This is a genomic window from Rhodococcus sp. PAE-6, assembly GCF_025290685.1.
Classification (GTDB): Bacteria; Actinomycetota; Actinomycetes; order Mycobacteriales; family Mycobacteriaceae; genus Rhodococcus; species Rhodococcus pyridinivorans.
Map to the genome: position 1 here is coordinate 1 of NZ_JAOCLZ010000149.1, position 262 is coordinate 262.

The 262-nt window shown below is 70.6% G+C and carries 1 pseudogene; it reads right to left on the bottom strand.

The window, feature by feature from the left end:
* Nucleotides 1-262 (bottom strand): annotated as a pseudogene (locus NVV99_RS26590) (glucohydrolase); the annotation flags it as partial.

Consider the following 262-nt stretch of genomic DNA (forward strand, 5'->3'; position numbering starts at 1 on the left):
TGAGGCGACGGTAATGCTCGAACACGCTGCCAGGTACTCCCACCTGGGCGTCCGCGTTGACGGTGCCGTGGTCGGGGGCCAGGGCGATCCAGGGCTCGCCGGTGGTGAATCCGGCCTTCTCGCTGCTGTCCCAGTGGACGGGAGTGCGGGCGTTGTCGCGGGAGACGGGGGCGATGCCGGCCAGGACGGCGGCCGGGTCGTCGCCGGCGCGCACGCGCTCGTGGAAGTGGTTGACGGACTCCAGGTCCCGGTAGTCATCGAT